The organism is Halomonas dongshanensis, assembly GCF_024790395.1.
Classification (GTDB): Bacteria; Pseudomonadota; Gammaproteobacteria; order Pseudomonadales; family Halomonadaceae; genus Vreelandella; species Vreelandella dongshanensis.
In genome coordinates this window covers 72988-97205 of sequence record NZ_JAJISC010000004.1, presented here as the reverse complement: position 1 = coordinate 97205, position 24218 = coordinate 72988, and the positions used below count along the sequence as shown (strand labels likewise).

Sequence of the window (24218 nt, the reverse complement as noted above, 5' to 3'; positions counted from 1 at the left end):
GTACTCTAAGAACTAATCTGCATCTGACACCAATATCACTAAAACTGAACGAGACGTGCCTGAGACCCTAAACTGCGGCTGCACCGCCATCGACAAAGAGTTCATGTCCCGCGATAAAGCTGCTCTCGTTTGATGCCAGGAAAAGGACTGCTCGTGCTATCTCGTTTGGTTCCCCCAACCGCCCAAGCGGAACGCTTTTATTGAGTGCCTCTTCGACTTCTGGCTGCGAGTCAAGGTAGCTCCGTATAAGGCGAGTTTCCGTTCCTCCAGGCGAAACCACGTTCACCCGGATGCCTCGCTCCTTAAGGTCATTCGTCCAGCTTCGGGCGAAAGAACGTACTGCTGCCTTGCTAGCGTTGTATAGAGACTGACCCGGCAGGCCTTTACTGCCCGCGATGGAGCCGTTAAGCACGACAGTACTTCCCGCTGCCATCAACGGAAGTGCTTTTTGCACAGTGAATACCACGCCTTTCACATTGGCGTTGAAGGTCGAGTCGAAATGTTTATCCTCGATCGCATCAAGTGAAATGACCTCGTAAATGCCCGCATTGGCAAACACGACATCGACCCTTTGGTGATCACGTTGAATCCGTTCGTAAAGCCGAGCAACGTCGGCAGAGTTGGTGACGTCACCTTGCACGCCGACCGCCCCGTGGCCAATCTCTTTCACAGCGTCGTCGAGTAGTTCTTGCCGGCGCCCTGTGATGTACACGTGTGCACCTTCGATGGCGAAAAGTTTCGCCGTTGCGAGGCCGATACCGTCGCTACCTCCCGTTATGGCCACCACTTTGTTTTCAAAGCGTTTTGTCATTTTCTAGTACCCTTTGCATTAAGTGGAGTATTGCTCCACTTAATATATGGAGTTAGGCTCCACTTAACAAGTGAAAGAGGAAAAAAATTGAAAGATGAACCTGCCCTCCGGGCTGACGCACAGAAGAATCGCGAACTTATCCTTGCTGCCGCCGAGGCGCTTTTTCTGGAAAAAGGAGCGGGGGTTCCGCTGGAGGAGGTAGCCAAGCGCGCAGGTGTCGGTATAGGTACGCTTTATCGTCGCTTTTCCACGCGTGAGGCCCTCTTGGCTGCGACTAGCAATGAACGTTTCTTGTCGCTTGCACAGACCAGCCGTGCGCGAGACCCAGATACCACGCCAGGTGACGCGGTACGCGCTTATCTAGAAGAGCTTGCCATGAACATGAGCATTTACCAGAGCCTTGCTGCTTCGATTGGAACCATTATCCAATGCGGTACGCCCGGATGTAATGCGATTACCGCAGAAGGGCATCGGCTGCTTCAGCGTGGACAAGAAGTAGGTGCCATCCGCCGAGATGTCACTTACGAAGATTTAATTTACGTGGTAACAGCGATTTCCATTGCAATTGAGAATGACCGTTCATCGAAATCGCGTATTAGACATCTCGTAGACTTGTTCCTAAATGGTATAAGCGTAAAAGATTGATTAGGTTCTGTCTGAAAAGTCGGCTCTCATGCATCGCTCGATACAGGCCAGCGTCACCATGGCCTTGAAGCTGCTGGCCAGCTTATCGTAACGGGTATTGAGCCGACTTTTCAGACAGAACCTAGATGCGGATGCAATATTCCCCCAGAAGAAATATCAGATGATGATGTGTGCGGGTACTGTGCCCACATGTGGGCAAAAGTTTTGGCCGAGTAATGTGCTGCTAACAAAGCGCTGCTGTCGGACAAATTTTCCGCTGCGCTACAAATTTGCCGCAGAGCGCAGCGTTGAAGCTGTAGAGAAACTTCGCTGACAACTACGTTTTGGTAGGATCGAGGAAACATACGAAGAGCGGCCGTATCAGTCTCTGGACTATGTGGCACCTCGAGCACATCCCGCATTATCTGGGTAGAGTGTGCAGAAGCCTGGGGGTCATTACACGGTCCTTGCCTTTCAAGATGTCCATGACGACTGCGGCTTTGCGCTTCGCCGTCCAACGTTTGACGGTAGCTTCATTGCTCATTTCATCCTCCTAATGGCTTCACTATAATCTGTGCAGCTCGGGAGGGGGTCGCTTCATTACACTGCTGATTCATCTATAACTTGGACAGCTTTTAAGAAGCTTGCCAAAGCCGCAGGCATAAATTGATTAGAGAATGTACTGAATACAACAAGAAAGCTATCGAACACAATCTTTGAATTATGGCCATCCGCCTAACAAGTCAATCAACTACACGCCTGCGCCGGTTATTGAGGTGTTAGGTAAAATCGGAGTTCAGAATCGAGCATGAAAAAGATTATTGATTTCTTCTTGAAAAAGAGTAAATACGGTAACGTGATTGATTCTCCTGAGGATAGAGTCAATGCTTTCATTTCACACTGGTACAAGCAATGGTCTAAAGCCCAGAGAAAAATGGGCGACGAAGTAAATTTTGACTATTGGGGAGACCTTATATCAGATGTAGATGGGACTCATTTTGTAGCTGGTAGTAGCTCGGGGTCTAGAAATTCATTTGGCTCGAAAGCTAATTATGACCCCGGTATAGAAAAAATCACCGAATGCAATATTCAAGGAAATACTGCTAGCGTATTCACAGAGATTTACGATGAGGCGTTTAACTCATCAAAATATCATGTCTATGATCTCGAGTTTGAAGAAGAAAAAGGTTGGAAGATAACAAAAATATTTACTCTTTTTCATTCCCCAAAGAGCCCTGTTGTCGATCATGATAAGCATGCAGAAATCTTTTCTATGAGCATATTTGATGCTCCTTTTCTAGAAAGGGAAGACCATATAGATCTCAATGAAAATAAACTTTTTCAAGCGGAGCGTAGTATCAGTATACCAGATTTAGAAGAGGGGGTGGTTAAATTAGAGTCTATCGGGAAGCTTAGAGTCAGCTCTGGGGTGCTAGGGATATTAGATTTCGGCTATAATCTTTATGATTTGGAGCCGCTCCAAAGAAGAGTAAGTCCAGGGGGGTATCCTGTTGAATACGTAACAATAAATGGCTATGTGGCTGGTATTCGAGTGAAATTTAAGGATAGCGAGGAGTCAGTTAAGTGGTATGCGGCTAATACGCCAAGTGGTAATGGTGTTTATAGTGTAGATTCTGGTAATTTAGCTATTTTTGATGTCGGAAAGCTCATGAGTTTAAGCCGTATAAAAAAAGAACGAATATTGAGTGTATGGAGCCTTGGCGGCAAGCCAGGATTAGTTTCAATGGTAGATGAAGACGATTGCGTTATATCCACAAGTGGCTTCGGGGACGGGTATTATCCCGCATTCTGGGGAGTGAATGCGCAAGGTGAAGTGTCCTCCCTATATATCGATTTTATGATTCTTGTGCGAGAAACGGAAAATGGACTATATGAATCTGTCTAAATTACCTAACAAGCGCATGTTGCCGGATTTTTTACGCTGTGCCTCAAACCAGCTGAAAATATTGGCATTATGCACTATCGGAATTAACACATGAAACCTAACAGAATCTACTTCAAAGATAATCCCTGGCCAGAAGGGCATCCCATTAAGACGTTCTCATGGTCGGCGAAAGTGGTCGATGGGAATGTATGGTTCGATTTTCATCTCGAATCGGCTGATTATTACGCAGAGCGCGATATCGAAGATGATGAGAATGTGGAATATCCCTCTGACTGGGCGGCGCCCATCGTTTGGGGGAATTATCACTCATGCACCCTATCATCCAGCTATTGGCACAACGGTGGCTTCAAGGTATGTGCCATCGAAGATTACACGCCGGAGTTTTTAGACGGCCTCGAGTTGATAGTAGATCCAAACCCCGAAACCATAGAGGATTGGGACGATCTGTCATTTCACATTTACCTACTTGGACATGATGCCGTGGGTAAGCACAAGATCAGGTTTGAACGTATCGGTAATTCCATGCAGTTCAATATTACGTGGTTGGGTGCAATAGCGCAGGCATACGTGGGCGACTATGAGTTCAAGCATAGTTTTTCTGCAGTAGTCGCCGCAGTAGAATTTCCAGCGCTGCCTTAGCTGCAGCGATTGTGTTTACATCGTCACCGTATTATCTAACAAGTCTAAGCTGTTTATTTCACTAAGAGCTTGCCCATGATCACGCCTCTTTTCCTGGATACCACTGAGCACCGCCATTTTTCGCTCGATTCACGAGTGGCAATTGAGGGTGTTTGCAAGGCAACCGAACCTGAAGTGCGCGAACATCTTCCCATGCTGCCCGACAAACTCGAACTTGCGTGCCAAACAGGTACGATCGTCATTCCTGAGACCGGTGAAATGGGGCTAGCCATTTCCCCAACTCGCGTTGGGTGGACGGTCGATGAGCGCCGAGAAGAGGGGATTGCGGCTATTGCCCGTCAGCAGCTGCGCTTTACGCTGTTCCATGAGCTTCACCATTTGGCGCGGGGCTGGGTCATCTATCGAAGCGATCCTCCTACCAGTTTCATGGAGGGGGTAGTAAGTGAAGGCTTGGCCACGGTGTTTGAGCGCGAAGTCGCGGGGCGTCACACGCCTTGGGGGGAGTATCCGGCGGAGGTCGACACCTGGGTGGAGGAGCTAATGGCGCTGCCGGTAACGGCGCCTTATCTTCCCTGGATGATTCAGCATACGGATGGGCGCCGTTGGATCGGCTATCGCGCGGGCACGTATATCGCCGAGCGGGCGATTCGCGCCTCGGGCATTTCGGCGGCGGGGCTGGTGCATACGCCCATGGAGGAGGTTCTTCGTATGGCAGGCGTCGTAAGATAATAATCGGCCGCCGCTTTTTTGCTGTTTTGTGTCAGCACAGATAGCCATCCCTGGCTTAACGAGCACATCAATCAGCCATAGTGTTTATGCCGGGACATTTTGCCAATGCCGGGGTTGAGCGTGTTGGTTGGGTCGATTTTGCGATAGAACGCTGCCAGGTCCGGCTTCGCGGCATAGAGATGGCCGACATTATGCTCCGCCGGGTACTCCGCTCCGCGCTGGTCAAGGAGTTCCAGCATCGCTGCCTTGACCGCCTTCGCGTCCGCGCCTTTCTTCACCACATAATCCTGGTGCAGCACATGGCAAAGAAAATGGCCGTAGTAGAGTTTGTGGGCCACCTTGTCGTCTATCTCAGGCGGTAGTGTCTCCTGCCAGTCGCGCGTGTTGCGCGGCAGGGCGATATCGAGGGCGATAATCTCTTCTGCCTCATCGCGGTGAACGTTCATGTAGCGCACCGCCGCGCCTGCGGCGGCAAAGCGGTGTAGCCCCGCGATTTTGCCTTCACGCGCATCGCACTCGAAAAAATCGCCGTTTCGCGTATCGAAAAAGCGAGCCAGCGCTCGGCGCGCCTCGTCGATTCCTTCGTCGCGGGTTTTCAGAATGAGGTGATGGGCAAAGCGTTCGCGATACGCGCGCATGCGCTGGGGCAATATATCTGGCCACACGCGCGCGAGCCCTTGCATTACCCGGTCTGACAGCGCCCCAAGGCCAATTCTGCCAAGCCGCGCATCTACCCAGCCTTTCATGGCGAAGAATGCCGGTAGGCGGTCGGTGCCGAGTTTGTCGATCATGACCACCGTGTCTTTGCCATAGCGGTCTGAAATGTCGAAGCAATCGCGGTGCATATACTCTGCGCTAACGGGCAGCGTGGGCCAGTCGGTAAGGATCTCACGCCGTAGATCGGTCAGCTCCATCGGGTCATCGGTGCCTATGTAAAACACCTGCTCGGCCTGGTTTTTCGGGTAGGTATCCAGCCGCACCGCGAGAACCGCGAGTTTGCCCGCGCAGCCCGATGCCTCGTAGAGCCGTCGTTTGTCGGCATTGAAGCGGGCAGGGGTGTCGGCATCTACTTCTCGCACACGCTGGTGGTAGTCGGTGTCGGAGGCTTTGCGCTGCGTCTCCGGTTCGGGCGTGCCCGTCTCGCCTTTATCCAGCCGCGCCAGTATCTCTTCAGGCGTCTCACCAAGCTCAAGCCCCAGGTGGTTGACCAACTCTAACCGCCCGTCCGCCGTCACCTGGGCGTAAAGCGCGAATTCCGTGTAAGACGGCCCGCGCTCGACCAACGCGCCGCCCGAGTTATTGCACACGCCGCCCATGATTGAGGCGCCGATACAGGAGGAGCCTATTACCGAGTGGGGTTGGCGCCCTAGCGGAGCGAGCAGCTTTTCGAGGGCAAAAAGTGTGGCGCCGGGCAGGCTGACCACCTGTTTACCGCCTTCCAGCGGCAGAATGGCATCCATTCGCCGGGTGTTGATCAGCACCACCTCGCGGTCATAGCGCCCCTTTGGGGTAGAGCCTTCCGTTAGCCCCGTATTCGCCGCTTGCAGAATCACGATCTTATCTGCCGCGACGCACGCCTCGAGCACCTTCCATGTTTCGACGAGCGAGCCAGGCCGCACCACCGCCAGCGCTTCGCCTTCACCCGAGCGAAAGCCTTTACGATAAGGCGCGGTTGCCTTTTCTCCAGTGAGCAGATGACGCGGGCCAACGATTTCGCGCAGGCGAGTGAGTAGCGTGTGGGACATGTAGCCTCCTTTTGTTCTTTCGATGTTGCCTCAATTCGAGCTGCAATGGAAAGCGTTATCAACTACTATCGCGAGCGCCTTCATGCCTGGGGTTGGAGGCTGAGTGCTCGATAAGATGGAATATCAAGAAGCGCTAAAAACTACTAAGGATGAGCGAGTTGAAGTTTTTTCTGTCAAAGAACGTGGTGATTTATCTGGTTCTGGCGTTGGTCGTGAGCGGGTGCGCCTCTCGCGATATCCGCTGGATGCATCCCAAGCCTTCCGAAGAGCTACTGCAGCAGGCCTACCGGGACTTGCACGGTTTTCACGTCTACCCCTTGTCGGGCAGTGAAGCACAAGATGAGTTGAGCAGTGACGAGGCGGCGCATCTCATTTCTGATCCTGACTTCATTACGTCCACCACGCCCAACTTTGCCTTCATCATGTTCAGCGGTAGAGAGATCAACATCATTGGCTACAACCAGTACTATCGCCTCAGTGACGAAGCGTCACGAAGCCCGATGATTTACCACTACAAAGGGGAGCTCAAGCGTGCGGACTATACGCTTCCTCACATGGCCCCCAACGTGGGCGATCTGACGGTGACCTCGCGGCCAATCGACGCGCTGGAGCTTTGGCTATTGAACGAGCAGCGAACGATACGCCCGAATTTCAAGGGTACGCTCAAGTTCGAAAGTTGGTCGGGAACATACACCAAAGTCAGCGCTTTCGAGCCCAGAAGCTGGCAAAGCCTTTTTTAAGGTTTTATGTCAGGCGCTCGCGTTTTATGCGCTTTTTGCACCGCGTCACAGCTGATCGTAATGCCCGCCAATAGCGAATATATAGATTGCCGTGTCGTCGAAGCGATAGATGAGCCTATCCTTCTGCGAAATACGCCGCGACCATAACCCCGATAAGTTGTGCTTCAACGGTTCTGGTTTGCCCGTACCAAGTGCTGGGTTCTCGGCTCGCAGCATTTCCTTGAGTAAGCGGCAGAGCGCTTGATGCAGCTTCTTGTCTTTCTCTTGCATTCGTTCGTAGGCTTCCCAAGTGGCGCCCTCAAATACCAGTGATCTCATTCATTTGCTCACTGTTTGGCGTATAACCTTGGTGACGTTCATGCGATTCGATGGAAGCTGCGAGTTGCTGCATCAAGTTCTGGTTCTGCAGCACATAAAGCGTTTCCTGTTCGCGCTCCCAATCTTCCGCGCTAACGACCACGAAGGCCTCGCCTGCGCGGCGTGTCACTTTGAGCGGTTCGTGACGCGTAATAACCTGTTCGACCACGCTTTTCAGGTTATCGCGAAATTTATTGACGCTGATGATATCCACGCGCTTACCTCGATGTACGGGAATGCCGTACAAATATAGCGCGTTCATATCGTCGCTGCCTATGCCCTTTACCCCAACACCTGCGGATTCAACTGCCAAACACTCCAGGTCAGCGCAGAGGCCAAGCTCACCCAGGCGAGATAGGGCACGAGGAGTGCGCCAGCCAGTGCGCGCAAACGCCAGAACATCACCAGCGTTACCAGAATCAGCACCCATAGCGCCAGCACGGCCACGAACGCGACAGCGCCCAACTGCCAGACGAAAAACAGCCAGCTCCATAGCGCGTTGAGCGCCAGTTGGATGATGAATATCCCAAGCGCTGGTTTGGCGCCCGGTTCGCGCCAGGCGAGCCATGCGGCGAGACCCATCAGGCCGTAAAGCGTCGTCCACATTGGCCCGAACAGCCAAGTCGGTGGTGCCCAGGCGGGCTGCTGGAGACTTTCATAAAATTCCGCTGCGTTGATCGAGGCTACCGCGCCAACGGCGGCGGCGATATAGGCTAGCACCAGCCAGCCGATGAGGCCCACTAGCTGTTTTTTACGGGAGAGCGTACGCATCTAAGTCACTGCCATGAAAAGTGAAAGTGGTGAGTTTCAAGCGTAGCCTAGGCCGTTGAAGTAGGCCACGGCAGGGTATAAAGCGGCGGTCTACACTGTCCTGTTCAAGCCGTCACTCACTTCACGGATGATAGGAGATAAACGATGCCGATCGCATTTTCAAAGCCGGTTTTTCTTACCTGCACACGCTTTACGCCAGGGCTACTTGCAAGCGCCATAGCGAGTATTTCATTGGCAGGCGCGGGTAGCGCCCTGGCCGAACAAACGCCCACCTTCGATGGCGAGCTTTCCGAGTTCGACTACGCCTACCCGGTCGAGCGCTTCGAATTCAGCTCCCAGGGGCAAGACATGCAAATGGCCTATCTGGACGTTCCACCTGAAGACGGCAGCGCCAACGGCCGCACTGTGGTGTTGCTGCACGGCAAGAACTTCTGCGCCGGTACCTGGGAGGACACCATCGACGTCTTGGTGAACGAAGGCTACCGCGTCATCGCGCCGGATCAGATTGGCTTCTGTAAGTCCACCAAACCCGAGCACTACCAGTTCAGCTTCCATCAGTTGGCCGCTAATACCCAAGCACTGCTTGATGAGCTGGGCGCTGAGGACGTGACGGTCATGGGGCACTCCATGGGTGGCATGCTCGCGACGCGTTTTGCACTGATGTACCCAGAGCGCACCGAGCAGTTGGTAATGGTCAATCCGATTGGCCTGGAAGATTGGAAGGCGCTTGGCGTGCCTTACGAAAGCATCGACGACGGTTTCGAGGCCGAGCGCGAGACCACGGCCGAAGGCATCCGCGACTACCAGCAGAGCACCTACTACGTGGATACCTGGGAGCCCGAGTACGACCGCTGGGTCGAGATGCTAGCGGGCATGTACGCCGGTGAAGACGGCGAACGCGTTGCCTGGAACCAAGCGCTGACCTCGGACATGGTCTTCACCCAGCCGGTGGTTTATGAGTTCGGCGAGCTGCAAATGCCTACGCTCTTGCTGATCGGCGAACAGGACAATACCGCGATCGGCAAAGGCCGCGCTTCCGAAGACGTACAAGCGACTTTGGGCCATTACGACGAACTGGGTGAGCGCACGCGCGATGCCATCCCCGAGGCCACTCTGGTCAGCTTCCCCGAACTTGGCCACTCGCCGCAAATCCAGGCGCCGGAGCGTTTCCACGAAGCGCTACTCGAAGGGCTAGGTGCAGGGCAGTAACTTCGTAAACTAAGCGCCGCCGCCCGTTTGGCGGCGCACGATAGGCAGGTGTGGCGCTAATGAAAAGCCACGCCTGTGTTTACTCTTCCACCGGCTGTAAAGGTCGCCCCTCTAGCGCCTGTCGCGCACGTTCGAGCGTGGGCTGTAGATGATAAAGGCAGGCGCCGTTTTCATAGACGTTCGTTAGCCCCGTGACAGGCTGCATGCCCGTAAACGCTTCGCGGCGCAGGCAGGCGTGCTCGTCTTGAGGCTGAACGCTGCCAAGCGGTAGCAGAGTGCCGATCAACTGCCAGCCGCTGGGCGCGTTGGCGTAGGCAAGCCCGCTGGCAGAGAAGGGCTCGAAGATTAGCCACTGAAAACGAGGCTCGTCTGTGATTTGCTCAGCGCGACAGAGCTCGGTGCTGCTCAGGCAGCTAAGCGGTTGGGATGCCAGAGCCTCAAGCAGAGCGGCGGGGAGCGGTGAGCTATTGGCAGCCGTAGTGAACTGCTGCGCTACCTCGTTTAGGTCTAGGGTGTCGACCAGAGGCTCTTGGCTCCACGGCTCGGCTTTTTTTAGCGATAGCTCGACGCGTCGGGCAAGCGCGGGGTGAGCGTCGAGGAAATCGCTTTCCAACAGCGTTTCCAAGGCCTGAATGCCCGGCTGACCCAGCTGAAAGCGCAGGTACTCGACGTCGAAGGCAGCCGTACTTGTTTCACCGGCGAGTAGCCGCTGTACTTGGTGCTGGGCGGCGAAATGGCGCATGTCGGCAAGAGGCGTATTGATAGCGATGAGCGCGCCTGCCACCACCAGTGCCAAGCTGATGTTGGTTTGCTGTATGGCGGGCAACGCCGCGCTACGCCGCCATATCAGCAGCAGGCTATAGCTCAGTGTAAAGGCGGCAATGAGCAGTTGCAGTAGAGCGGCCCAAAGGCGGTCCAAGCTAAGGCCGTACTGATCGATACGCAGCCACAGCGCCGAGGCAGCCAGTAGCGAGGCAAAGGGCAGCAGCAAGATGGCAAGCCAGATGAAACGGCGCAGCCAGAGCGAATAGGGCAAGTCGGTTGCAGTGTAAAAAATGGCGTTGAAGAACAGTAGCAGCGTAAAAGTGAGCATCATCAAAATGGCGGATGTTCTACCCGTATCCCAGATAGGCTGCAGGCCAGTAAAGGGTAAAACGCCCAGGAACATGACGATGATGAGCGCCACCAGCGGCAGTAAGGCTTTGATTAGCGTCTCGCCCATGTGGCGTACGCTGTTGATCAAGCCAAAGCGGCGTCGAATCAACGTAAGAGTAAGGCCAATCACCAGCCACGTCGTGGGGTAAGCAAAGGCGGGTTGGGTAAAAAGCCGATGAAGGAAACTCAGGCCGATGGCATCGAAAAGTGTCGCCCAGAGCCAGAGCAAACCCCAGAAAACGCCAATGAATAGCCCTAACTGGCTTAGCGTGAGTACGAACTCCCAGGTCGTCGTCAGCAGCGCTGGATAACTAAAAGACCAGTTGCCTCCTGCGGCCCGGCAGCGAAAGAAAAGCGCCAAAATAAAGAGCGCAACCCCAAGCGAGACGCCGTAGGAGAACGTGAAGGTATGGCGCGTAACGCTTTCTAGATGCGGGTCTTGCTCGACCCAGCCAAGATGCCATCCCAGCCAGAAAAGTAGCGGCGCCAAAAGTAGCGGTAGGGCGGTGATACGCTCTTGCAGGCGTACCATGCCCAGTAGGTAAACAGCGGGCAGGCCTAGCGATACGGTGTAGAGCGCCTTGAGCCAGCGCGCGTCCGTAGCTAGCCCGTGCTCGTGGGTGATGGCCAAGTGAAGCAGTAAGAGTGCCACGCCTTGAAAAATGGCGATGAGGACCAGCGCAATACGAGTCGGTTTATCGTGTAGCGCTCGATCAGGTGTGAGGGCGTTTTGATCCATCAGGGGCTATTGACCCTATTGTTTATGCTCGTTATTGATGCTTATGAGCATGTCGATAAAGCCACCAGGTGTCCACACCAAAGGAGTAAATCAGCGACCCCAAGGCGCTAAGCACTAAAAGCTGCGCGGTGAGTAAGTTAGTGAGCGGGGTTAGGGCCAGCAGCAGCGCCGCGACCTGCCAAACGCATACCGTTTTACGCCGATAGCTGGGAAAGAGCGGCGCTTCCAGCCACGGCAGCAAGGCGCCTGCGGCAACGAAAAAGTAGCGCATCAGCCCCACGAGCAGCACCCAAAGACCAAGCTTTGTATCCACGATTAGCCCTACGCACAGCAGCAAGATCAGCAGCGCATCAAGCTCCATGTCAAAGCGTGCGCCAAAGTTCGAATGGCTATGAGTGTGCCGTGCGATCCAGCCATCCACCCCATCGAGCATTAGCGCAATCAGCGCAACCCCAAGCCATAGCCAAATGGCATCACTCAAACCGTGATGGGCAACGCCGCCTGCCACGAGCGCTACCAGCACGGCGCGTCCCAAGGTGACGCGATTGGCCCAGCCTAGCGGCCCGTGTCGCCAATACGTCACCACCAACCCTACGATGACCGCCCATACGCTGCAGGCCACCACCCAAGGCAGCAGACCCATGACGAACGGCATCATATTGCCGATACCGACGAACAGCGTACTGGCCATGGCGAGCTCGACCAGGGTAATGGCGCAGCGTGAGCCTGCCGGGCGAAGGGGGGTAGAGAAGAAGTGAAACATGGCGCCTCTTAGATAGATGGTTTTTATGCGCTACGTTTTACTTGTAGTATTTTTGTACAAGAATGTGAAGTCGCGCTACGCTCTTTTCATATGTGTACTGTGTTACAGATTAGTCGCTTTTGTGTAACACCACTTAGGTTAATAAGCGCGCAGTAGGTACCGCGACCAGTCGCTATTTAGCCCTGCTGGGCTACGCTAAAAAAAGACGCTGAGCAATATGCCGCTGGATGAAGGCGAAAGATAACTACTGATAAGCCAAGCGGATTTCTAATCATAAGGATGTGCAATGGCAACGCCGAGTACGGAAACGGCTAGTACGTCAACAACTAGTACGGAAACGGCTAGTAAGGCAGCGGCCTTCTGGCTCGCTTCACCTGGGGAGGGGGAGCTACGGGAAACCGCCATCGAGGCGCCCAAGTCAGGCGAGGTACGCGTTAAAGCGCTTTATAGTGGTATCAGCCGTGGTACCGAATCGCTCGTGTTTCATGGTCGTGTGCCCGAATCCGAATACGCCCGCATGCGCGCGCCGTTCCAGCAGGGCGAGTTTCCCGCACCGGTCAAATACGGTTATGCAAGCGTCGGCGTGGTCGAGGCGGGCGACGCTCATCTTCAAGGTCAAACGGTTTTCTGCCTTCACCCGCACCAGGATAGTTACAACGTGCCCGCCGAGAGCGTACGCCCGCTGCCCAAGGGGCTCGCGCCCGAGCGCGCGGTACTGGCCGCCAATATGGAAACCGCGATCAACGGCTTTTGGGATGCCGAGGTAACGCTTGGCGAGCGCGTCACCGTGGTGGGGGCGGGCGTGGTAGGCAGCCTCGTGGCGTATCTGTGCAGCCAACTACCCGGCGTCGAGGTTCAGCTAGTGGATATCAACGCCAAGCGTGCGCTGTTTGCCCAACGTTTTGCTATGCACTTTGCCACGCCCGAACACGCTAAGGCCGGGCAGGACTGCATCATCCACGCCAGCGGCCACCCCGATGGGCTTGCATGTGCGCTGGAACTAGCGGGGCCGGAAGGGCGTATCGTCGAGATGAGCTGGTTTGGAGAGCAGCCGGTAACGCTGCCCCTGGGCGGCGCCTTTCATTCGCAGCGGCTAACGCTTCGGGCAAGCCAGGTGGGACAGTTGCCGACCCGCATGCGCCCGCGCTGGGATTACGCTCGCCGCCTCGATCTCGCCCTCACGTTATTGCAGGACGAGCGGCTAGACGCGCTGATCAGCGGTGAAAGCGACTTTGCTGATTTACCCCATCGTGCTGCCGAGATTTTCTCCGCCGAGAGCGGCGTACTCTGCCACCGCGTGCGCTACTAATACGTTCATGTAGAGCTTTCTTGTAGCACCTGCTTGGCACTTATTCACTCGCTTCACTCGACCTCCCGTGCGGGCGGGTCTCATTGGAAAAAAGGATTCAGCATGTATCGTTTATGCGTTCGCGACCACTTCATGATCGCCCATAGCTTCAAGGGCGAAACCTTCGGCCCGGCCCAGCGTACTCACGGCGCCACCTACGTGGTCGACGTCATTTTCCAGCGCCCTGCGCTCGACGAGGACGGCTTGGTCATCGATATCGGCTTGGCCAGTGAGTCGCTCAAGGCAACGCTTGCGACCTACAACTATCGCAATCTCGATGAGCTCGACGTGTTCGAAGGCCACAATACCTCCACCGAGTTTATGGCCAAGGTGATCTTCGACCACTTGGTTGAAGACATTCGCGCGGGCAAGCTGGGTAAGGCCGCCGAGGGCATCGAGCGCATCGAGGTGAAACTGCACGAGTCGCACATCGCGTGGGCGAGCTACGAGGGCACGCTATGAGCGGTCGATTGACCCTCATCGTCGCCGGTGACCCTAACCAGCGCACCGGCGGCTACATTTATGACGCCCGCGTGGTCGAGGCGCTGCGCGCTCGCGGCTGGGATATTACGGTAGAGGGGGTGGCGGGCCGCTTCCCCGATGCCGATGCCACAGCGCGCGAAAGCCTCGAGCGCACTCTTAACGCACTGCCCGATGGCAGCCACGCGCTGCTCGATGGCCTTGCCATGAGTGCGCTGCCCGATGTGCTGGCGTCACACCACACCCGCCTGATCTTAACCGCACTGATCCACCACCCGTTGGGCGACGAGCAGGGGCTTGATGAGCAAGCACGCCAGCGCCTGCATCTATGTGAGTTTGAGGCGTTGCAGTACGTGCAGCGCATTATCGTCACCAGTCGCTTTACCCAGCGCAGGCTCGATGAGCTTGCAAGCCACTACGACCGTGCGCTGAACGCCCCGATTACTGCCGTCGAGCCCGGCGTCGAGCGCGCGCCTTTGGCCCCAACCCGTGAGAAACGCGCGCCGGAGGCAGAGGAGGCGCCGCTGCATCTGCTTTGCGTGGCAACTCTCGTGCCGCGCAAGGGCCAAGACATACTTGTCGAAGCGCTGGCGCAGCTAACGTCGTTGCCGTGGCGCTGTACCTGCATCGGCGCTGCCCGCGATAGGGCGTTTGCCGCCAAGGTCGAGGCGCTGATCGAGAAGCACGATCTGCACGGGCGTATTCACTTGGCCGGAGAGTGCGATGCCGCAAGCTTAGACGCTGCCTACCGCAATGCCGACGCTTTGGTGCTGCCCTCCTGGTACGAAGGCTATGGCATGGTGATTACAGAGGCGCTGGCCTACGGGCTGCCCGTGGTGACCACGACCGGGGGCGCCCTGCGCGATACCCTGCCTACCGGGGCGGGGCTAAGCGTAGCGCCAGGGAGCGTCGACGCGCTTCGCGATGCACTCGCCCAACTGATCGACGATAGCGCCCTGCGCACGCGTTTGACCGATACGGCGCGGCAGGTGCGCGCTACGCTGGTGGATTGGGACGAAACCGGGAGGCGCTTCGAAGCAGCACTTACGGCGCCTGACGAGACCACCACGCGTGAGCCTAGTTTAGGAGAAGCTAGTTCAGGAGAAGCTAGTTCAGGAGAGGGCGGCCATTTTACTCAGGACTGGCTAGCAATGCGCGAGGCGCTCGATGTGCGCTCGCGTGCTTCTGCGCTCGTTGAGCAAGCGGGCGCCTGGCTCGATGAGCAGCGCCAAAGCGAAGGCAGCGCCTTGGAGATCGTCGATCTCGGCAGTGGGCGCGGCAGTAACCTGATCTATATGGCGCCGCGGTTGCCCAACAACCAGCGCTGGACGTTGGTGGACCACGACGCCGCGCTGCTCGATGACGCCTGCCTGCGCGCCGAAAAGAGTGGGCTTCAAAGCGTAACGGTAAGCGCCCACTGCGGCTCGCTTGCTGACATTGCCGCGCTGCCGCTCGATTCGGCGCGGCTGGTTAGCGCCTCGGCGCTGATCGATTTGGTATCACGCCCCTGGTGCGAAGCGCTGGCTGATGCTTGCGCTGCGCGACAGCAGGCACTTTTGATCGCGCTCAGCATCACCGTTGACTGGTACTTCACCGATACCGCCGGTGCGCGCCTAACCGATGCGGAGGACGCCGCCGTTTTGGGTTGGGTCAAGGCGCATCAGGCCGGTGATAAAGGGCTGGGTCACGCCCTTGGCGGCGAGGCCCACGGCGTGCTGGCCGAGCTTTTACGCGCGCGAGGCTACCAAGTAGAGGAGGCGGCCACACCCTGGCGTATCGCGGCGGGCGACGCTGAGTTCGCAGCGCTTGCGCGTACGTTGATCAAGGGCTGGGCTCAGGCTGCGCGGCAGGCGGCGCCTAACGAGGCTGCGCGCGTGACGGCCTGGGAAAACGCACGCCTGCGTTTATTGAGCGAGGGTGCGCTGGGTGTGGTGGTCGAACACGCCGACCTCCTGGCGCTACCGCCGCAAAGGAGTGCTTGATGCTGCGCCGCCTAGGCAAACTCTACCGCGCCTGCCCCAGCTGGGTCGGGCGGCTGGCGCTGAGCGTGGTGCTGCTCGGCGCCGTGGCGCTTTGGGTCGAGCCGTTCGAGATTGCCGCCGAGGTACGCCAGTTCGCCCCAGGGTGGGTGCTACTCGCGCTAGGTATCAGCGTGGTGCAGGTCGTGCTGAGCGCGTGGCGTTGGCAGCTCACCGCCACGCGTATCGGCGTGCCGCTGCGTTTGAGCTACGCGCTGCGGGAATATTATTTAGCGATGCTGGTCAATCAACTCTTACCCGGCGGCATGCTGGGCGACGCGGGGCGCGCGCATCGTCACGCCGCGCAAGCGGCCTCGCGCGGTAGCGCTTGGCGCGCGGTGATCATCGAGCGCGCTTCCGGCCAGGTGGCCGCACTGGTCGCGACACTGGCAGCGCTAACTCTCTCGCCGCTATGGCTCGCGGTGGTGCCGCTGCCCGTAATCGGGGCCTTGGTAGTTACTGCAGCCGCTTGCTGTGCCCTATTTTTCTGGCTGCTCTACCGGCGCGGGGCGGGGTTTTCCAGACAAAACCGCGTGACCCGTTGGCTTGGCGAGTTTGCCAGCGACCTTCGCCGTGGCCTTCTCGCCCCTGGCGTTTGGCCGCGACAGGTCGGCACATCGCTACTGGTCGTGCTGAGCTACGCCAGCGTCATGTGGTGCGCTGCCCGCGCCATTGGCGTAGATATACCCGCCTGGCAGCTCTTTTCGCTGGCGCCGGTGGTGCTGGCGTTCATGCTGATTCCGTTTTCGGTGGCAGGCTGGGGAGTGCGCGAAGGCGCCGCGGCGAGTATTTGGCTCGCCGTAGGCCTGCCTGCGGCGCAGGGCGTTGCGGTATCGCTCGCTTACGGGGTGCTGGTGCTGTTGGGTAGCCTGCCGGGGGCCTGGGTCGCGCTCAAGCGGCGCACCCAGGCCGCCCCTTCAACAGCGGGCGGTCAGCTCCAGGTCGAACAGGGTGTCCTCCCCGCAGCGGAAAGTGCGCGCGGGCGGGCGAAGGGCGGTATCGAGCGTCTCGATGGGCGTCATACGAAGCCCGGGGCGCCCAGAGCCGATCAACAGCGGCGCCACCAGCATATGCAGGCGGTCGACCACGCCAGACTCGATGAAGTGCGAAACGGTAACGCCGCCGCCCTCGACCAAAAGCCGCCGATGGCCCAGCTGTTTAAGCAGGTCAACGACGTCTTGCGCGGCGAACTGCCCTTGAGTATTGAGCGCGAGCGTGCGGCGCTCAACGTGCGAGGCCACGGGCGAGGCAGGTGCCGCTGGCCCTACCAAGTGCAGCGTCGGTGCGGTGGCAATTTTAAACAGCGCCAAGCCGTGCGGCACGCGCCCGCGCGGGTCAAGCACCACGCGTACGGGGTGCGGGCCTTCGACATGGCGCACGGTGAGCTGCGGGTCATCGGCGCAGGCGGTACCCGCGCCAATCAGCACGGCGTCGCACAGGGCACGCAGACGGTGCAGATGAACCAGGCTCTCCTGCCCGTTGATGTAGTGCGAATGGCCGCTTTCGGTGGCGATTCGCCCATCCAAACTCTGACCCAGTTGGGCTACCACCCACGTTGGCTGGGCCGCCAGAGGCGACAGACACTCCCACAGCTCGCGGGACTCGACGTCTGCCTCATCGAAGTTCGGCGTTTTGCCGTCTACGCTGTTAGAACGCCGCTCCAGCAGGGCTTGCCACGCGTCGGCAAGCGACAGGGCGCTGCCATTCGGGCTGCGCGTTACTGCTACGTTTCGACAATGAATGTCCTTGATGTCGGTCATGACGCCTCCGTGCTAGGTCACCGCTTCCATGATGGTCGGCGGTTGCCCTGGGCGCAAGGGCGTTACTGCCGCCACGAATGAGTGCCAGGAGGCCACCATGTATCAGATTGAACGCGCAATTTTCGATATCCGCCGTGGGCTGCCGGTGGTCATCGACATGGACGATAAACGCCTGCTGGTACAGGCGTTGGAAGGGATCGATTCGGTGACGGCGCTAGCCGAGCTTTCTGGCTCGCGGCCGTCGCTTCTGCTTACCCGCCATAGGCTGGCGGCCATGGGCGTCTCGCTCGATGCCGAGGCGGCCAAGCTAACGCTGCCGCGCCATATCGATACCGCTGGGCTCAACGCTCTGGCCACGGCCGAACAAGCGGGACAGCACCTGCTCAGCGGCTTGGCCCCGGCAAGCGTGGGTGAACAAGGAGCGCTGGCGCTCATGCGTCGAGCGCTGCTGATTCCTGCCGCCCTGTGCGCCGAGATCGCCCCCAACGCCGCGCAGGAGCTTGAGGAGCGCATCCAAAAAGGCGAGCTTCTGGCCATCGATGCAGACTTGGCCGGTGATTGTCTGAACGGCTCGCTTGGCATGCTCAAGCGCGTCAGCGAAGCGCGTATTCCGCTCGAGGACGCCCCTGAAAGCCGTTTCGTGCTATTTCGCGAGCCCGATGGCCTGCGCGAGCACGTGGCGGTGGTGATCGGTGACATCGACGCCATGCAGGGCGCGGTACCGCTGAGGCTGCATTCGGCATGCCTAACGGGCGATCTATTCGGCAGCCTGCGCTGTGACTGCGGTGAGCAGTTGCGCAACGCCGTCGGCGACATTCAAAAAATGGGCGGCGGCGTGCTGCTGTATCTCGCCCAGGAGGGGCGCGGTATTGGCCTTGCCAACAAGCTACGCGCCTATACGCTGCAAGATGGCGGCTTGGATACCGTCGATGCCGATCAAGTACTCGGCTTTGGCGACGACGAGCGCCAGTACGGCGTGGCGGTGGACATGCTCAATGCCCTGGGCGTGGATAAAGTGCAGCTTCTCACCAATAACCCATTGAAGATCGAGGCGCTGGTGTCGGGCGGGATCGAGGTCGTCTCGCGCCAGGCGCTCTACGGCAGCGTTACCGATCAAAACCACCGCTACCTCAGCGCCAAGGCCAACCGCGCCGGGCACATGCTGGACGAAGTGCTCAGCGTGCCGCGCTGAAATGGGCGCCAAAAAAGGCAACTGATAGCAAGAAGCAATACGACGAGTAACAACGAGAACCCACAGAAACAAAAACCACCTGGCCGCTAAGCGGGCAGGTGGCTTCGTTGACGGATGAAAAGACCGTGCGGCAGTTGTAATCAGTTCAGGCTCATGTCTCCAGTTCCAGGGTGCGACGCAATACGAGGAGTTCATCCACCTCCAGGTGCTCAAGCCTTCCGGCAAGCAGGTCGCTGACTTTCTGAACCGGTAGCCCCGCCCGTCGGGCGATTTCGCGGCTGCCGAGGTCTGATACGGCGATCAGACGCGTGATGATGCGCATAAGGCGCGTGCGTTTTTCGAGTTCCCTGACGTCGAGGTCAGGGCTGCTTCGCGGAGGGTCCAGCGTTTCTGCACGAGCAGTTGAGTATGCCGTACTCATGAGGCTCCATCTGTCGGAAATGACGTTCACACAATGCCGCCAAGCGGGCCGTATTTCAATGCTATTTTAGGAAAATTCACCGGTCTTTTAGGCGAAGCGCGCTAAGCATTACTCAACGCGCTCTAACGCGCGAGCTCTGGTAGACTATGCGCCTTCTCATTTTAGCGTGTGCCCAGGCGGGTGCACGGATCTTTGTCATAGATACTCAAGGTAGGCGCGTTAGACGCTCCGCGAGACGTTCGTGGTTTGGGTATCGCTTTCAATGGCCGCTGGGCCGAGGAGTCTGACATGTCGTCGAACAGCGCACCCAAGGTGGGCGTCATCATGGGGTCTCAATCGGATTGGCCGGTGATGGAACACGCCGTTACCATGCTGGAGCGCCTGGGTGTGGCGTATGAAACGCGCGTCGTATCAGCGCACCGCACGCCCGATTTGCTGTTCGACTACGCCAAGGGTGCGGCAGAGCGCGGCCTGCAGGTAATCGTTGCGGGCGCGGGAGGCGCTGCCCACCTGCCTGGCATGGTGGCCTCGCAAACGGCGCTGCCCGTACTCGGGGTGCCGGTGGAGTCCAAGGCGCTCAAGGGGCTCGACTCGCTGCTCTCTATCGCTCAGATGCCGGGCGGTATCGCCGTTGGCACGCTGGCTATCGGCAAGGCGGGCGCGACCAATGCGGGGCTCCTTGCCGCTCAAATCGTCGCCCTGCAAGACGTTCAAGTGCGCGAAGCGGTCGAGGCCTTTCGCCGCGAGCAAACCCAAAACGTGTTGGATAACCCCGATCCGCGCCCGGCCGATGCCGCAAGCGCTCAGTAATGGAGTCGAGCATGAACATTGGCATATTGGGAGCAGGCCAGCTCGGCCGCATGCTGGCCTTGGCCGGTTATCCGCTAGGTAACCGCTTCACCTTGCTGGATACTACCGGTAACCCCAGCGCGGGTATCGGTGAGGTCATCGTCGATCCTGATAACCAGCATCTGGCGGCGTTTCTGGATGCCGTCGACGTTGTGACCTACGAGTTCGAGCATCTGCCGGTGGCGCTGGTCGAGGAGATCGAGCGCCATAAGCCGGTCTATCCCAGTAGCCGCGCTATTGCCGTGTGTCAGAACCGCGTCGAAGAGAAGGCGCTGTTCGATCGCTTGAGCATTCCCACGCCCGCCTATCGCGTGGCGAGCAGCGCCGAAGAGCTCGAAGCGGCCGCCGCCGAGCTGGGTTGTCCAGTGGTCGCCAAGTCGGTGACCGAAGGCTACGACGGTAAAGGGCAGGCAGTATTAAAAAGCCCGGAGCAGGCACACGAGGCTTGGGCGCAGATCGGCCATGCGCAGCTTATCGTCGAGGCATTCGTCGATTTCGTTCGTGAGGTGTCGATCATCGCAGTGCGCGGTCGCGACGGTCAGGTAGTGTTCTACCCCATGGCCGAAAACCAGCACGAAGGCGGAATCCTGCGCTACTCGATCGCACCGCTGCCCGATCTCGATGACGCCGTGCAGCAGACCGCCGATAGCTACATTCGCGCCCTGCTCGACGAGTTGGACTACGTTGGCGTGCTGGCGCTTGAGCTCTTCCAAACCCGCGACGGCGCGCTATTGGCCAACGAGATGGCCCCGCGCGTACACAACTCTGGCCACTGGACGATGGACGGCGCGGTCACCAGCCAATTCGAGAATCACCTGCGCGCCATTCAGGGCCTTCCGTTAGGCGTCACGCGCGCTCTGGCGCCCACCTGTATGCTCAACGTCATCGGTCGCGAAGGCGACTACCCTAAGATGCTGGAGATCAAAGAGACGCACCTGCACTGCTACGACAAAACCGAGCGTGAGGGGCGCAAGCTCGCACACGTCAACGTGTTGGCCGACGACTACGCTGACCTGCTCGCCAAGGTGGAAGCCTGCGCCGATGCTCTGCCTGGCATGCCCGCACCGCGCTGGAGCTTTACGCCTTAGCGCGTGATTCGACGCGTAAAAACGCAAACGCCGCCTTTCGGGGCGGCGTTTGCGTTTGTATCAAAAGAGAAACTTCTTCAAGTGGGAAAGCCCTTCGTTCATTACCCCAGGGTGATTCGCCCAATCAACAGAAGCCACAGAGCGATCAAAGCGAAGTGGTCCGGGTTCACGTGTTAACCGGCTGATGTCATGACGCTGATAGAGGCGATGCAGGCTGGAGCGGGTCAGGTGCGGGATAAAGCGCTGCAGGGCGAACAGATAGTCGTCCTGTGGTAGATGTGTCGTTCCGCCGAAAGGTGTGGCAGCTTCTTCCGCTTCTGTCATAGGTGGTGAGCAAGACGCCTTTGGCCCCATCCTGTCGTCTTCAACCGATGCCCGCTGACGCCATGTTGCGCACGGTTTTGGGGGCGTTGACTCAACGCCGCGACTAAAGCTGTCGATCGCTGTATCTTTTCTCGGGTGACGTACGTGGTCGTGGCGCGTTGGTGAAGTATCTGAGCCATGAATTTTCTTCCGACAGTGGCTTATACGGTAGATCATTACACCCTGGGACCATACACCTAGAGCTCGCAACCTGTAAAAGTCCAAGAAAAATGCCGTACCCCATATTGGACTCTTTCAGTCGGCGTTGACCGTTGGCTGGCACGCTGGCTAAGAGCCCAAGTAAATGGGCTATTGAGCGTAGAGTATTTCCTCGCGAACGCAATCCAGTGCCTTTCTTAGCTGGTCCTCCTTAACGCCGCCGAATGCTATTCGAAGGGCCTGCGGCACGGACTCGGTCACTGCAAAAGCACTTCCTCCTGAAACCGCGAAGCCCTTTTCGATCAGTCTGGTGATGATTGGCTCGGCTCGCTGCTTTCTGTCGAGCGGCAACCAGGCAAAGCTTGCGTTTTTATGTGCTACGATCGGAATTCCCTTTAGATGTTCACGACAGATCTGCTGCCGGTAGGCCCCATCGCGCCTGCGATTCTTCTCGGATTTCTCGAGAGTGCCGTCCTCAATCCAGCCAATGAGCAATGCTGAAATAATGGCCGGGACATTCCATGTTGTGGCCCTGATGACAAGCGTGAGCACATCCATGTAATCTTTCGGAGTGATGACATAGCCGAGGCGCAATCCGGTACCGATGCTTTTTGAAAAACCCCCGACATGAAAGGTCCTCTCTGGCGCGAGCTCGATAAGACTCGTAGGAGGGCAAGGCTCCAGGAATGCATAGGCCGCATCTTCGATTATGATGAGATCGTGTCTGCGGGCCACCGCCACGATCTGATGTCTTCGCTCCTCGCTCATCACTGTGCCGAGAGGGTTATGGACCGTAGGCATCAAATAAACGGCTCTAATTTTTCCACACCGGCACAGCCGATCGAGATCATCTGGATCCATCATTCCTTCTCTTGAGGCTACCGCCGTCAAGTTAAGCCCGTGCAGCGCAGCTATTGTCTTAAACCCAGTATATGTCAAGGCGTCCGTGGCTACGGTTTCGCCTATTTTGAGCAGTCCGAATACAACTGTTGAAAGCCCATGTTGAGCGCCGGAGACGATCAGTAGTTGCTCCCAAGGGAACACACCCAAGAACTTTGCTATGTGGTCGGCGAGGATCTGGCGCTCATGCGGACGCCCGCCATGTGGCTGATAACGCAGCATAGCTTCCAGATCCCCGGCTGCAGCTAGGCGTTTTAGGCCGGAACGCAAAAATTCCACATCACAATCAGCTCCAGGCATATTGAAGACGAGATCCAACAGACCATCGGCGGCAGTTTGCTCGACGCCAAGGGTCAGAGGCACACTTGGGTCCTTTACGAAAACCCCCCTACCGCGCTCCCCAACAATCAAACCTAGATTTTCAAGCTCACGATATGCGCGAGTAGCGGTTGCTAGGGCAACTCCATGCTCCTGTGCGAATTGTCGGTGCGTGGGCAGCTTCTCTCCGGGCGCTAAGTCCCCTTTGTGAATCATCCTTGCGATGGCATCAGCAAGTTGCAGGTAACGAGTTTTGGGCATTTCGATCACTGTATAAGGATTTAAATGGGTTCTTATCGTTTCATGTGGATTTGGCCTCACCGAGCAGACCGCTCACCGGGCTGCCGATCAGGTAGATCATGGCGATGAAGTTGGCTTCGTTTCGATAGCCGCGTGCGCGTGACCTGGCAGCCTGGAATAGACCGTTAATCCCCTGTCGTCGAGCGTTTGTTAGCCCCGAGGTACAGAGTCGGACCGCCGCGTTGGCATGCCGCTACAGCATCGCCAGGGCATTACCCACCGGCTTCAACTGTGGCTTCTCTGGGAGCGCCGCTTTCGTGATCTTAAGGTAGTTCGTAATGAGCCATCTAGCGGCTCATGGCGTAGAGGTCTGCTGAATCCAGCGCAGCTTCTCCTTGATTACTCTGTTATCGGACGCGGCGCTCCTTCCTGCGCACCTCTTCCACGCTGACCTTGGTGACGCTGGACAGGCCAAGATCGCCCAGCATGCGATGCATGTAGTTATGCACGATGCGCCACAGGCGCTTGTTAGAGGTCTCCAACTGCCGACAGATGGGAAGCACCAGCATCGCCTCGATTAGAGACATGGCCGCCTGCTCGGACAGCAAGATGAAGTCGCTGCCCGGCTGTGCCTAGGGCATCTCAATATGCTTGGCGCCATGATTGGCGCACCTGGTGCGAGGCCCCGAACGTGCAGGTAACACTGGTGATTGAAGAAGTTCGGGTGCCGCCATCTCTTGTTGGCAAAAACATGGGGCGGACAACCCTTGCCGCACTTGGGATAGCGGTTGCCAAGCTCGGTCTCGACGTAGAGGCCCACGCGATGGGGAGATACGGAGGTATCCAAGTGCTGATCCTTGAGGGTCCAGGCCGAGGATTAGAATCCGGGTGCCG

25 protein-coding genes and 3 pseudogenes are annotated in these 24218 nt (G+C 57.6%); 13 read left to right on the top strand and 15 right to left on the bottom strand.

The features are described from left to right. Positions 1-67: 67 nt before the first annotated feature. Positions 68-811 (bottom strand): SDR family NAD(P)-dependent oxidoreductase, encoded by a 744-nt coding sequence (locus LLY24_RS09550; protein ID WP_259036065.1) that lies wholly within the window; start codon positions 809-811, stop codon positions 68-70. Between the two features lie 87 nt (positions 812-898). Between LLY24_RS09550 and LLY24_RS09545 the strand changes: the two genes are divergently transcribed. Next, a complete protein-coding gene (locus LLY24_RS09545; protein ID WP_259036064.1) occupies positions 899-1456 on the top strand; it encodes a TetR/AcrR family transcriptional regulator in 558 nt (185 codons plus the stop codon). Here LLY24_RS09545 and LLY24_RS09540 read toward each other — a convergent pair. Next, a pseudogene (locus LLY24_RS09540) lies at positions 1457-1561 on the bottom strand (IS5/IS1182 family transposase); the annotation flags it as partial. Positions 1562-2243: 682 nt separating this feature from the next. Between LLY24_RS09540 and LLY24_RS09535 the strand changes: the two are divergent. The 3 genes from LLY24_RS09535 (at position 2244) to LLY24_RS09525 (ending at position 4709) form a co-directional block, all read left to right on the top strand. Continuing rightward, positions 2244-3341 (top strand): DUF4241 domain-containing protein, encoded by a 1098-nt coding sequence (locus LLY24_RS09535; protein WP_259036063.1) that lies wholly within the window; start codon positions 2244-2246, stop codon positions 3339-3341. 90 nt (positions 3342-3431) lie between these two features. Beyond that, positions 3432-3980, top strand: coding sequence for a hypothetical protein (locus LLY24_RS09530; RefSeq protein WP_259036062.1), 549 nt, complete (start codon positions 3432-3434; stop codon positions 3978-3980). A 75-nt stretch (positions 3981-4055) separates the two neighbouring features. Then, a complete protein-coding gene (locus LLY24_RS09525; protein WP_259036061.1) occupies positions 4056-4709 on the top strand; it encodes a DUF2268 domain-containing protein in 654 nt (217 codons plus the stop codon). A gap of 71 nt (positions 4710-4780) precedes the next feature. Here the strand turns inward: LLY24_RS09525 and dld are convergent, their stop codons facing one another. After that, positions 4781-6454 carry a D-lactate dehydrogenase gene (gene dld, locus LLY24_RS09520; RefSeq protein WP_259036060.1) on the bottom strand — a complete coding sequence of 558 codons (1674 nt, stop codon included), beginning with the start codon at positions 6452-6454 and terminating at the stop codon, positions 4781-4783. A gap of 158 nt (positions 6455-6612) precedes the next feature. Here dld and LLY24_RS09515 point away from each other — a divergent pair, with 158 nt between their 5' ends. Beyond that, positions 6613-7194 carry a hypothetical protein gene (locus LLY24_RS09515; protein ID WP_259036059.1) on the top strand — a complete coding sequence of 194 codons (582 nt, stop codon included), beginning with the start codon at positions 6613-6615 and terminating at the stop codon, positions 7192-7194. A gap of 45 nt (positions 7195-7239) precedes the next feature. On the opposite strand, the gene LLY24_RS09510 is transcribed toward LLY24_RS09515, so the two are convergent. The 3 genes from LLY24_RS09510 to LLY24_RS09500 all read right to left on the bottom strand — a co-directional run bounded on the left by LLY24_RS09510 (position 7240) and on the right by LLY24_RS09500 (position 8322). Then, positions 7240-7512, bottom strand: coding sequence for a Txe/YoeB family addiction module toxin (locus tag LLY24_RS09510; RefSeq protein ID WP_259036058.1), 273 nt, complete (start codon positions 7510-7512; stop codon positions 7240-7242). Beyond that, a complete protein-coding gene (locus tag LLY24_RS09505) occupies positions 7493-7765 on the bottom strand; it encodes a type II toxin-antitoxin system Phd/YefM family antitoxin (RefSeq protein WP_259036057.1) in 273 nt (90 codons plus the stop codon). The genes LLY24_RS09510 and LLY24_RS09505 overlap by 20 nt, the downstream gene beginning before the upstream one ends. A 68-nt stretch (positions 7766-7833) precedes the next feature. After that, on the bottom strand, positions 7834-8322 hold the full coding sequence (locus LLY24_RS09500) for a TspO/MBR family protein (RefSeq protein ID WP_259036056.1): 489 nt from the start codon (positions 8320-8322) through the stop codon (positions 7834-7836). A gap of 144 nt (positions 8323-8466) precedes the next feature. Here LLY24_RS09500 and LLY24_RS09495 point away from each other — a divergent pair, with 144 nt between their 5' ends. Next, positions 8467-9531, top strand: coding sequence for an alpha/beta fold hydrolase (locus LLY24_RS09495; RefSeq protein WP_259036055.1), 1065 nt, complete (start codon positions 8467-8469; stop codon positions 9529-9531). A gap of 79 nt (positions 9532-9610) precedes the next feature. Here the strand turns inward: LLY24_RS09495 and LLY24_RS09490 are convergent, their stop codons facing one another. Together LLY24_RS09490 and LLY24_RS09485 are read right to left on the bottom strand one after the other, a co-directional pair. Further along, positions 9611-11425, bottom strand: a complete 1815-nt coding sequence (locus tag LLY24_RS09490; protein WP_259036054.1) for a DUF4153 domain-containing protein — start codon at positions 11423-11425, stop codon at positions 9611-9613. Positions 11426-11456: 31 nt separating this feature from the next. Further along, positions 11457-12188, bottom strand: a complete 732-nt coding sequence (locus LLY24_RS09485; protein ID WP_259036053.1) for a CDP-alcohol phosphatidyltransferase family protein — start codon at positions 12186-12188, stop codon at positions 11457-11459. A 286-nt stretch (positions 12189-12474) separates the two neighbouring features. Here LLY24_RS09485 and LLY24_RS09480 point away from each other — a divergent pair, with 286 nt between their 5' ends. From LLY24_RS09480 to LLY24_RS09465, 4 genes and pseudogenes are all read left to right on the top strand, one after another. Further along, positions 12475-13497 (top strand): zinc-dependent alcohol dehydrogenase, encoded by a 1023-nt coding sequence (locus LLY24_RS09480; RefSeq protein WP_259036052.1) that lies wholly within the window; start codon positions 12475-12477, stop codon positions 13495-13497. A gap of 102 nt (positions 13498-13599) precedes the next feature. Further along, complete coding sequence (locus LLY24_RS09475) at positions 13600-13998, top strand: 6-pyruvoyl trahydropterin synthase family protein (RefSeq protein WP_259036051.1); 399 nt, start codon at positions 13600-13602, stop codon at positions 13996-13998. Continuing rightward, complete coding sequence (locus LLY24_RS09470) at positions 13995-15998, top strand: glycosyltransferase (protein ID WP_259036050.1); 2004 nt, start codon at positions 13995-13997, stop codon at positions 15996-15998. The genes LLY24_RS09475 and LLY24_RS09470 overlap by 4 nt, the downstream gene beginning before the upstream one ends. Then, positions 15998-16891 (top strand): annotated as a pseudogene (locus LLY24_RS09465) (lysylphosphatidylglycerol synthase transmembrane domain-containing protein); the annotation flags it as partial. The gene LLY24_RS09470 and the pseudogene LLY24_RS09465, both read left to right, overlap by 1 nt. A gap of 60 nt (positions 16892-16951) precedes the next feature. Here the strand turns inward: LLY24_RS09465 and LLY24_RS09460 are convergent. Next, positions 16952-17794: a RibD family protein gene (locus LLY24_RS09460; protein ID WP_259036361.1), complete on the bottom strand. Its 843-nt coding sequence runs from the start codon at positions 17792-17794 to the stop codon at positions 16952-16954. A gap of 97 nt (positions 17795-17891) precedes the next feature. Here LLY24_RS09460 and ribA point away from each other — a divergent pair, with 97 nt between their 5' ends. Next, the gene (ribA, locus tag LLY24_RS09455) at positions 17892-18986 is read left to right on the top strand and encodes a GTP cyclohydrolase II RibA (RefSeq protein ID WP_259036049.1); all 1095 of its coding nucleotides are present in this window, start codon (positions 17892-17894) and stop codon (positions 18984-18986) included. A 151-nt stretch (positions 18987-19137) separates the two neighbouring features. Here ribA and LLY24_RS09450 read toward each other — a convergent pair whose 3' ends face one another. Further along, entirely contained in the window at positions 19138-19407 is a 270-nt protein-coding gene (locus tag LLY24_RS09450; protein ID WP_259036048.1) for a helix-turn-helix domain-containing protein, read from the bottom strand. Positions 19408-19695: 288 nt separating this feature from the next. Here LLY24_RS09450 and purE point away from each other — a divergent pair, with 288 nt between their 5' ends. Both purE and LLY24_RS09440 read left to right on the top strand, forming a co-directional pair. Then, the gene (purE, locus tag LLY24_RS09445; protein ID WP_259036047.1) at positions 19696-20217 is read left to right on the top strand and encodes a 5-(carboxyamino)imidazole ribonucleotide mutase; all 522 of its coding nucleotides are present in this window, start codon (positions 19696-19698) and stop codon (positions 20215-20217) included. A gap of 11 nt (positions 20218-20228) precedes the next feature. After that, a complete protein-coding gene (locus tag LLY24_RS09440) occupies positions 20229-21344 on the top strand; it encodes a 5-(carboxyamino)imidazole ribonucleotide synthase (protein WP_259036046.1) in 1116 nt (371 codons plus the stop codon). Between the two features lie 60 nt (positions 21345-21404). On the opposite strand, the gene LLY24_RS09435 is transcribed toward LLY24_RS09440, so the two are convergent. The 5 genes and pseudogenes from LLY24_RS09435 to LLY24_RS09425 form a co-directional block, all read right to left on the bottom strand. Then, on the bottom strand, positions 21405-21668 hold the full coding sequence (locus LLY24_RS09435; protein WP_259036045.1) for a hypothetical protein: 264 nt from the start codon (positions 21666-21668) through the stop codon (positions 21405-21407). 348 nt (positions 21669-22016) lie between these two features. Next, the gene (locus LLY24_RS09430; RefSeq protein WP_259036044.1) at positions 22017-23129 is read right to left on the bottom strand and encodes an aminotransferase-like domain-containing protein; all 1113 of its coding nucleotides are present in this window, start codon (positions 23127-23129) and stop codon (positions 22017-22019) included. A 24-nt stretch (positions 23130-23153) separates the two neighbouring features. Continuing rightward, positions 23154-23345 (bottom strand): annotated as a pseudogene (locus LLY24_RS18390) (GntR family transcriptional regulator); the annotation flags it as partial. A 40-nt stretch (positions 23346-23385) separates the two neighbouring features. Next, positions 23386-23514 (bottom strand): hypothetical protein, encoded by a 129-nt coding sequence (locus LLY24_RS18385; protein ID WP_427854558.1) that lies wholly within the window; start codon positions 23512-23514, stop codon positions 23386-23388. Positions 23515-23731: 217 nt separating this feature from the next. Beyond that, on the bottom strand, positions 23732-23911 hold the full coding sequence (locus tag LLY24_RS09425) for a hypothetical protein (RefSeq protein ID WP_259036043.1): 180 nt from the start codon (positions 23909-23911) through the stop codon (positions 23732-23734). Positions 23912-24218: the final 307 nt, after the last annotated feature.